Annotated in this window: 7 protein-coding genes; 3 read left to right on the top strand and 4 right to left on the bottom strand. The window is 66.9% G+C overall.

Features of this window, described 5'->3' with window-relative positions; translation table 11 throughout:
• Positions 1-45 precede the first annotated feature (45 nt).
• Entirely contained in the window at positions 46-1,089 is a 1,044-nt protein-coding gene (locus tag AC1DOC_RS10490; RefSeq protein WP_230537782.1) for an alpha/beta fold hydrolase, read from the bottom strand.
• A 308-nt stretch (positions 1,090-1,397) separates the two neighbouring features.
• On the opposite strand from AC1DOC_RS10490, the gene AC1DOC_RS10485 reads away from it, so the two are divergent.
• Together AC1DOC_RS10485 and AC1DOC_RS10480 are read left to right on the top strand one after the other, a co-directional pair.
• Entirely contained in the window at positions 1,398-3,275 is a 1,878-nt protein-coding gene (locus tag AC1DOC_RS10485) for a CocE/NonD family hydrolase (protein WP_015865500.1), read from the top strand.
• Between the two features lie 16 nt (positions 3,276-3,291).
• Positions 3,292-4,305 carry an acyltransferase family protein gene (locus AC1DOC_RS10480; RefSeq protein ID WP_230537781.1) on the top strand — a complete coding sequence of 338 codons (1,014 nt, stop codon included), beginning with the start codon at positions 3,292-3,294 and terminating at the stop codon, positions 4,303-4,305.
• Here the strand turns inward: AC1DOC_RS10480 and AC1DOC_RS10475 are convergent.
• The gene (locus AC1DOC_RS10475) at positions 4,268-5,017 is read right to left on the bottom strand and encodes an SDR family NAD(P)-dependent oxidoreductase (protein WP_018904432.1); all 750 of its coding nucleotides are present in this window, start codon (positions 5,015-5,017) and stop codon (positions 4,268-4,270) included. The genes AC1DOC_RS10480 and AC1DOC_RS10475 overlap by 38 nt on opposite strands.
• A gap of 104 nt (positions 5,018-5,121) precedes the next feature.
• On the opposite strand from AC1DOC_RS10475, the gene AC1DOC_RS10470 reads away from it, so the two are divergent.
• On the top strand, positions 5,122-6,009 hold the full coding sequence (locus AC1DOC_RS10470) for a LysR family transcriptional regulator (RefSeq protein WP_018904431.1): 888 nt from the start codon (positions 5,122-5,124) through the stop codon (positions 6,007-6,009).
• A gap of 12 nt (positions 6,010-6,021) precedes the next feature.
• Here AC1DOC_RS10470 and AC1DOC_RS10465 read toward each other — a convergent pair whose 3' ends face one another.
• Together AC1DOC_RS10465 and AC1DOC_RS10460 are read right to left on the bottom strand one after the other, a co-directional pair.
• Positions 6,022-7,479: a catalase gene (locus tag AC1DOC_RS10465; RefSeq protein WP_018904430.1), complete on the bottom strand. Its 1,458-nt coding sequence runs from the start codon at positions 7,477-7,479 to the stop codon at positions 6,022-6,024.
• 63 nt (positions 7,480-7,542) lie between these two features.
• A complete protein-coding gene (locus AC1DOC_RS10460; RefSeq protein ID WP_026283985.1) occupies positions 7,543-8,028 on the bottom strand; it encodes an Ohr family peroxiredoxin in 486 nt (161 codons plus the stop codon).
• Between the last annotated feature and the right edge of the window lie 29 nt (positions 8,029-8,057).

Here is an 8,057-nt window from a genome sequence, read left to right as displayed (position 1 = left end):
GAAGAAGGGTTCTCCCCTGGATCGGGAGTGCGGTGTTGCGCAAGCTCAACGCGTGCGGCGGTCCGCGCGCACCAGTTCGAGCACCGCGTCCGCAAACGCGCCGGGCGCTTCTTGCGGCAGGTTGTGTCCCGCCCCGGGTATCACGCGGTGTGTGCGTGGCCCGGTGAACTTCGCCGCCTGCGCCGAGCCGTCGGTCGGTCCATGGGCGCCGTCGTCGGCGCCGTCCAGTGTCATCGTCCGCACCGGTATCGCGGGCAGCGATGCAAGCTTGCGATCGATCTCGGCATAGGCGGGGTCTCCCTTGACTGCGCCGAACCGGTATCGGAACGAATGGATGGAGACATCGACATGGTCGGGGTTGTCGAACGATCCGGCGGTGCGCGCAAAGGTCCCGTCGTCGAAGCGCCAGGTGGGGGACCACTGCTTCCAGAAAGACCGGTTCATCTCGCGGCGGTACTTTGTGTAGCCGGCACGTCCTCTCTCGGTCTGGAAGTAGAACTGCCACCAGAGCGGAGTTTCGCTTTCGGGCAGCGCCGGAACCAATGCCGCGGACGGTTCCGTGAAGGCATAGCCGTTGCCCGACACCAAGCCCGCGCAGCGCTCGGGCCAGAGGGCGGCCACGGCGCTGGCCGCCTTGCCGCCCCAGTCGTATCCCGCCAGCACCGCACGCGGCAACGCCAATGCATCGAGCAGCGCCAGCAGGTCCGCGCCGAACGCCGCGAATTCGCCCGAACGCAGCGTGCCTGCATTCAGGAAGCGCGTGGGGCCGAAGCCGCGCAGATAGGGAACGATCACGCGGCAACCCGCGGACGCGAGGAGGGGGGCGACCTCCGCGTACGCCTCGATGTCATACGGGAAACCGTGAAGCAGCACCACCGCGGGGCCGTCTGCCGGGCCTGCCTCGCAGTAGGCGATGTTCAGGACGCCGGCATCGACGTTCTTCAAGCGGCCCAGTGCGAGGGCGGGGAATCCGATGCCCTTCGCGAATGCCACGCTGCCGCCCAGCGCCAGGCCCAGTCCAGCGATGCCCGCACCCGCCACCGCGCCGCGCAGCAGTCCGCGCCGCACGAAGTCCATGCGGTCGTCCATGCGGGTCGGGGTTACTGAATCCGTCATCTGAATCTTTCCGTGCGTGTGTGAGGATCTTGATAGCCGCTTCGATCGTAGGTTTGAGCAGGGAGGGCTACTAGCCACGTGCGGGGCTGCACCGTGTTGATCGACGGACATCAATCGGTTCGATGGCGTGATCCGAGCCGCTGGTCGCGCCCGCAAGACAGCCTTGGCCGGTATGTACTTTCCAGCGCCAAGGTTTGTCGTGCGCAGGACTGCCGACAGCGCAGCGATGCCCTAACATCGCCTCCCGCCGCCGATCCAGCAAGCCCTCGAGTACAAGAACCATGAAGAAGCTCATCGCCGCCGCCATCACACTCGCCACGGCGTTCGTCACGTCGCTCGCGGCACATGGGCAGGATGCCCCGCTGGATCCCGACACGGGCCTGCCGTTGTCGCCGCCTTTCGATTTCCCCGAGCGGGGACCGGCCGCACCATTCTGGGCGAAGCGCCTCACCGGTTACTTCAAGACATCCGACGGAATCAGGCTGCGCTACAGCGTGCTCCTGCCGAAGGCATCGGGCAGGTTCCCCGTCATCTTGAGCATCAACGGGTACGACGCCGGCTCGATCGGAGGAACGCCCTATCTCCAGTACAAGACATCGATGTCCATCGAACTCGACAGGCGGCTTGTCGACGCCGGCTATGCGGTGATGGGCGTCAACGCCGCGGGCAGCGGATGCTCCGCAGGCCCGCTGGAGTACACGCGGCCACAGCTCGGAAGACACGGCGCCGAGGCCGTCGAGTTCGCGGCGTCGCAAGCGTGGTCCAACGCCAAGGTCGGCATGGTCAACTGGTCGTACGGTGGTTCTTCCCAACTGGCGACGGCGCAGCACCGGCCGCCGCACCTTCGGGCCATCGTGCCCGGCATGGTGTTGACGGACTTCCGCGACGCCTTGATGCCCGGCGGCGTGCCGGCGCCCGGCTTCATCACGCCGCTGCGCGGCTCCATGCGCGCCTACTGGGAGAAGGTGGTCGCGCAGACGGCAAGGGAAGAGGGCGATGCCGCCTGCCTGGCGCAGATCCCGAAGAACCTCGCGGCCGAAGACACGAACTCCGTGATGCACCTGTTCCTGTCGCATCCCTTGCGGGACGAGCGCATGAAGAGCTTCGACCTGGCGCCGCATGCCGACCGCGTGCAGGTTCCCGTGCTGTCGCTCGAAGCGTTCCAGGACCAGGCCATCACGCCGCGCAGCGGCTACTACCAGTCCCGGCTCGATCCCGCCAGGCTGTGGTCGGTGCAGACCAACGGCCGGCACGACATGTACCTGGCCGCGGATTTCCAGGCGATGGCCGTGCGTTTTCTCGACCGCTTCGTCAAGGGAGAGAACAACGGATTCGAGCGTGACACACCACGCACCACCGTATGGATGGAAAGCTCCGAAGCAGGCGGCAACGCACTGGAGCGGCGCGTTTCCGCCAGGGCCCGCTGGGTGGTGCAAAGAGGCTCGATCCGCAGCGATGACCTGGCCGTCAAGGCGTTCCACCTGGGTGCGGGCCAGACCCTCGCCGATGCCCCTGGCTCCGGCGCTGCCGATAGCTTCGACTACCCGGGCGCCGGTGTGGCCGTCAACGACATTGCGGGAAGGAGCTTCTGGGGCCCGCTGCCTGGCGACTGGAAGACCACGGGCGTGGCCTACACATCGCCGCCATTGGATGAGGACATGATGGTCTTCGGACCGGGCAGCGCCGACCTCTGGGTCACGGCCGGCGCCGGCGACGCCGACCTGCAGGTCACCGTCACGGAACTCCGGCCGGACGGGCAGGAGATCTATGTCCAGCGCGGCTGGCTGCGCTTGTCGAACCGCGCCCTGGACACGGCGCGCTCGACGCCGCTGTTGCCCGTTCGGCTCGAACGGCCGGAGCAGCCGATGCCGCTGCTGCCGGGCCGGCCGGTCCTCGCCCGCGTCGAGATCCACAAGATGGGCCACTACTTTCGCGCCGGCTCGCGGCTGCGGATCTGGATCGACACGCCCGCACAGACCGGTGGCCTGGTGTTCGACACCTTCACGCAGAAGCAGCGCGTCCATGTGCTGCACAACGCCAGGTACGACTCCGTGGTGCGGCTCGGCGTGCTGAAGGACGTGAAGGGACCTGCAGGCTATCCGGCGTGCGGCGAGACGATCCTGCAGCCGTGCCGGCCGGACCCGCTGGCCATTCGCTGAGCACGGACAGATGTCCATGCCCTACAACCCGGCGCTCGACGGCGTTCGCGCGCTGTCCATCCTCGCGGTCGTGCTGTTTCACTGCGAAGTCCCCGGTGCGCGCGGCGGCTTTATCGGGCTGGACGTTTTTTTCGTTCTTTCCGGCTATCTCATCACTTCGCTGCTGACGGCGGAATACCGTCATGGCGGCATCGAGATCGGCCGCTTCTATGCGCGCCGGGCGTTGCGCTTGTATCCGACGCTGCTGCTCATGGTTGCGGTCTACGTGGGGCTGGCCCCCATCCTCTGGCCGGCGGACGATCGCTGGCTGTCCGCCGTGCTCGCCGCACTCTACGTCTACGACTATGCGCTGGCCTTCCGGGAGCTGGCCTACACCATCGGCCACACATGGTCCCTCGGCGTGGAAGAAAAGTTCTACCTGCTGTGGCCTCTCGTGCTGCCGCTCTTTCTGCGAACGCGGCGTCCGGTCGGATGGCTGGTGTCGGCATTTTTGGCAGTGACTGCATGGCGGTATTTCGTGGCCATGAACTGGACCTGGCAGCAGGCGTATTTCCGTTTCGACACGCGAATGAGCGGCATCCTGCTCGGGGCCATTGCGGCACTGGCCCATTTCAAGGTGTCGAAGCACGCGCTCGCCATGGCTTGCATGGCGCTGCTGGTCCTGATCGCCCTGCCTTCGCTGCCGACGAGCGACCAGGTCCAGGCGGTCACGCTGCGCATCACATCGGCGGAGTTGTCGGCCTTCGTGCTGATCTGCTTTGCCGCAGAACATGGGCGAGCGGCATTCCTCGCGTCGCGGCCCATGGCCTACATCGGCAGGCTGTCCTATGGCATCTATCTCTGGCACTTCCCCTTGGCTTTGCTGCTGCGCAGTACGCAGCCGTTGTGGATCACGCTGAGCGCGACCCTTGCGTTCTCGTTCACGATGGCGGCGATCTGCCTGCATCTGGTGGACACGCCTCTGAAGAGATGGCGCCAGAAGGCATGGCCCTTCAGGCCAGCGCCATGCCACCGTCGACCTTCAGGTTGACGCCCGTGACGAACACGCTGTCGTCGCTCGCCAGGAACAGCGCCGCTTGCGCCAGGTCATTCGGCTGGCCCAGGCGACCCAGCGGGATCGCTGCCGCCATGCGCTGGTCGAAATCAGGCCGTGCGGATTCCGTGATGCCCAGCTTTGCGAGGATCGGCGTGTCGACCGGGCCGGGGCTCAGCACGTTGACCCGGATGCGCCGGTCCTTGAGCTCGAGTGCCCAGTTGCGTGCAAAGGCCTCGATGGCGGCCTTGCTGCCGGCGTAGACCGCGTGGTTGTCCATCACCTTGCTGCCGGCGATCGAGCTCGTGAGGATGATCGAGCCGCCGTCGCGCATGAACGGCAGTGCCTTGGTCACGCCGAAGAACACCGCGCGTGTATTGGTGGCGAACTGCGCGTCGTAGTTGTCCACGGTCACGGCAGAGGACGGCTCGAGAATCGCCGTTCCCGCATTCGCCACATTGATGTCGATGGCGCCGAACCGTGCCTTCACCGCGGCGAGCAGGCGGTCGTGCATTGCAAGGTCGGCCACGTCGCCGACGAAGCCCATCGCGTCCGGACCGATGCGCGCCAATGCCGTGTCCACGGCGTCCTGGCGGCGTCCTACGACGACGACGCGGGCGCCTTCCGCCGCGAAAGCCTGGGCGCACGCCAGGCCGATGCCGCTGTTGCCTCCGGTGATCACCGCCACTTTGCCAGAGAGCTTTTGCATGATGCTTTTCCTTGTTCAACGAAGAGAGAAGCCTTCAATCTAGGTTGTTCACCTGCACTTCAGTAGTGGGCAAGAATGAAAACACTTGTGCCCCGGAGTCTTCAATGAATGTTCTCGACCAGGCGCCCGGATTGGTGGCCTTTGCCAGCGCCGTGGAGGCCGGCTCGTTCAGTGCGGCCGCGCGGACGCTGGGGACGTCGCCCTCGGCGGTCTCCAAGAGTGTGGCGCGGCTGGAGCAGCGCTTCGGCGTGCGGCTCTTCCAGCGCTCCACGCGGATGCTGTCGCTCACGCAGGAGGGCGCTGCGTACTACGAGCGCATCGCGCCGCTGCTGCGCGCGCTCGACCAGGCCGGCGACGCGATGCGGCCCGCCGGCATTGCGCAGGGCGTGCTGCGCATCACGGCGCCCGGAGACCTCGGGCGCATCCTGCTGGAGCCGGTGATCGGCAGGTTCCTGCCCAGGCACCCGGAGCTGAAGCTCGAGATGAGCCTTGCCGACCGCCATGTCGACCTGATCCGCGAGGGCTACGACATCGCCATTCGCGCGGGGCAGGTGGCCGACTCCGACCTCACGGCGCGGCGCCTTGCCGACCTGCCGCTCGTGCTGGTGGCGTCGCCCGTGTATCTGGCGCGCCGCGGCACGCCCGATTCGATCGAGGCCCTGCACAGCCACGCGCACGTGCGCTACATGCTGGGCGGCAAGGCGTTTCCGATCCGCTTTGCCGATGGCAGCGTGTTGAACCCGGCCGGCGTGTTCGACACGGACAACAGCGTCGCGCTGCGCATCGCGGCGCTCGGCGACCTGGGCATCGTGCAGATCCTGCGCCTGTTCGTGCAGGACGACATCGACGCCGGCCGGCTGGTGCCCGTGCTGCCGTCGCAGCCGTTGCCGCTCGTGACCGTCTCGGCCCTGCATGCCTTCGGGCGCCAGGCGCCGGCGCGTGCGCGGCTTTTCATCGAGTTCCTTGCGGCGGAACTCGAAGGGTTGTCCTGAGGCAGGGGCGCCTTAGAGCCCCAGCGCCCTTGCCACGCCCGCGCCGTACGCCGCATCGGCCTTGGCGCAGTTGCCGATGTGGCGGCGCTTGATGAACTCGGGCGCATCGCCCATGGCGCGCGCCGTGTTGTCGAACAGCACCTGCTGCTGCGCCGGCGTCATCAGGCGGAACAGGTCGCCGGGCTGCTTGTAGTAGTCGGCATCGTCCTCGCGGAAATTCCAGAAGTCCGCATCGCCGCGCAGCTTGAGCGGCGGCTCGCGGTAGCCGGGCTGCTCCTGCCACTGGCCGAAGCTGTTGGGCTCGTAGTGCGGCGCGGCGCCGTAGTTGCCGTCCACCCGGATCGCGCCGTCGCGGTGGTTGCTGTGCACCGGGCAGCGCGCGGCGTTCACCGGGATCTGGTGGTGGTTCACGCCCAGGCGGTAGCGCTGCGCATCCGAATAGGCGAAGAGGCGCGCCTGCAGCATCTTGTCGGGCGACACGCCGATGCCGGGCACCAGGTTGCTGGGCGCGAACGCGCTTTGCTCCACGTCGGCGAAGAAGTTCGCGGGATTGCGGTTCAGCTCCATCACGCCCACCTCGATCAGCGGGTAGTCCTTCTTGGGCCAGACCTTGGTCAGGTCGAAGGGGTGGTAGGGCACCTTCTCTGCATCGGCTTCGGGCATCACCTGCACGGAGAGCGTCCACCTGGGGAAGTCGCCGCCCTCGATGGCTTCGAACAGGTCGCGCTGGTGGCTCTCGCGGTCGCCGCCGACCAGGGCCGCGGCCTCGGCATCGGTGAGGTTCTTGATGCCCTGCTGCGTCCGGAAGTGGAACTTGACCCAGAAGCGCTCGTCCTGCGCATTGACGAAGCTGTAGGTGTGCGAGCCGAAGCCGTGCATGTGGCGGTAGCTGGCCGGGATGCCGCGGTCGCTCATCACGATGGTGACCTGGTGCAGCGCCTCGGGCAGCAGCGTCCAGAAGTCCCAGTTGTTGGTGGCGCTGCGCAGGTTGGTGCGGGGGTCGCGCTTGACGGCCTTGTTCAGGTCCGGAAACTTGCGCGGGTCGCGCAGGAAGAACACGGGCGTGTTGTTGCCCACCAGGTCCCAGTTGCCTTCTTCCGTATAGAACTTGAGCGCGAAGCCGCGGATGTCGCGTTCGGCATCGGCCGCGCCGCGCTCGCCGGCCACCGTGGTGAAGCGCGCGAACATCTCGGTCTTCTTGCCCACGGCGCTGAAGAGCTTGGCGCGGGTGTACTGCGTGATGTCGTGCGTGACGGTGAAGCTGCCGAAGGCGCCGGAGCCCTTGGCGTGCATGCGGCGCTCCGGGATGACCTCGCGGTTGAAGTTGGCGAGCTTTTCGAGCAGCCACACGTCCTGCATCAGCAGCGGGCCGCGCGGGCCGGCCGTGAGGCTGTTCTGGTTGTCGGGCACGGGGGCGCCGAAGGCGGTGGTCAGGGAGGTCTTGCGCGGGGTGTCGGATGAATCGCTCATGGAGGGGCTTTCTCAACGCAGGGAAGGGAGCGCCGATGCAGCGTGGCACCGGTCTGTGGGTTCCTAGGCGGCCAGTGCAACGATGCTCGTGATGCCGTTGCGGGCCATCTTCGCATAGGGACAAAATCTTTCCGTGCTGCGCACCAGTTCTTCGGCCACGCTTTTCTCGACGTCAGGCAAATGGATCCGCACATCGGCGGTGAGCACGAAGAGTCCGTCGACGGGGTCGCGCCCGAAAACGACGGACGCCTCCACGGTGGCGTCATGAACCGGAATCTTCTTCTTCGCGGCCAGCAGGTTCAACGCCCCATGGAAGCACGCGGCATAGGCCGCCGCGAACAGCTGCTCCGGGTTGGTGCCGCCGCCGCCGCCTCCCAGCGCGGCCGGAAGCCGAAGCTCCAGGTTCAGGTTGCCGTCGTCGGAGCGCGCCACGCCCGAGGCCCGTCCGTGCTCCGCTTCGCCGCCGCTCACCGTGACGACGGTCGAATAGATCGGCTCGAATTCCTGCCCCTTGTATTTGTCGAGCAGCGTGACGGAAGGCGGTTGCAGCGGGCCGGATTGCGCGGCCTGTGCTGCAG

It is taken from the genome of Variovorax sp. 01T439_2, from assembly GCF_056398445.1.
Note: the sequence above shows the minus strand (reverse complement) of the source record. Positions and strands in the feature narration are given on the sequence as shown.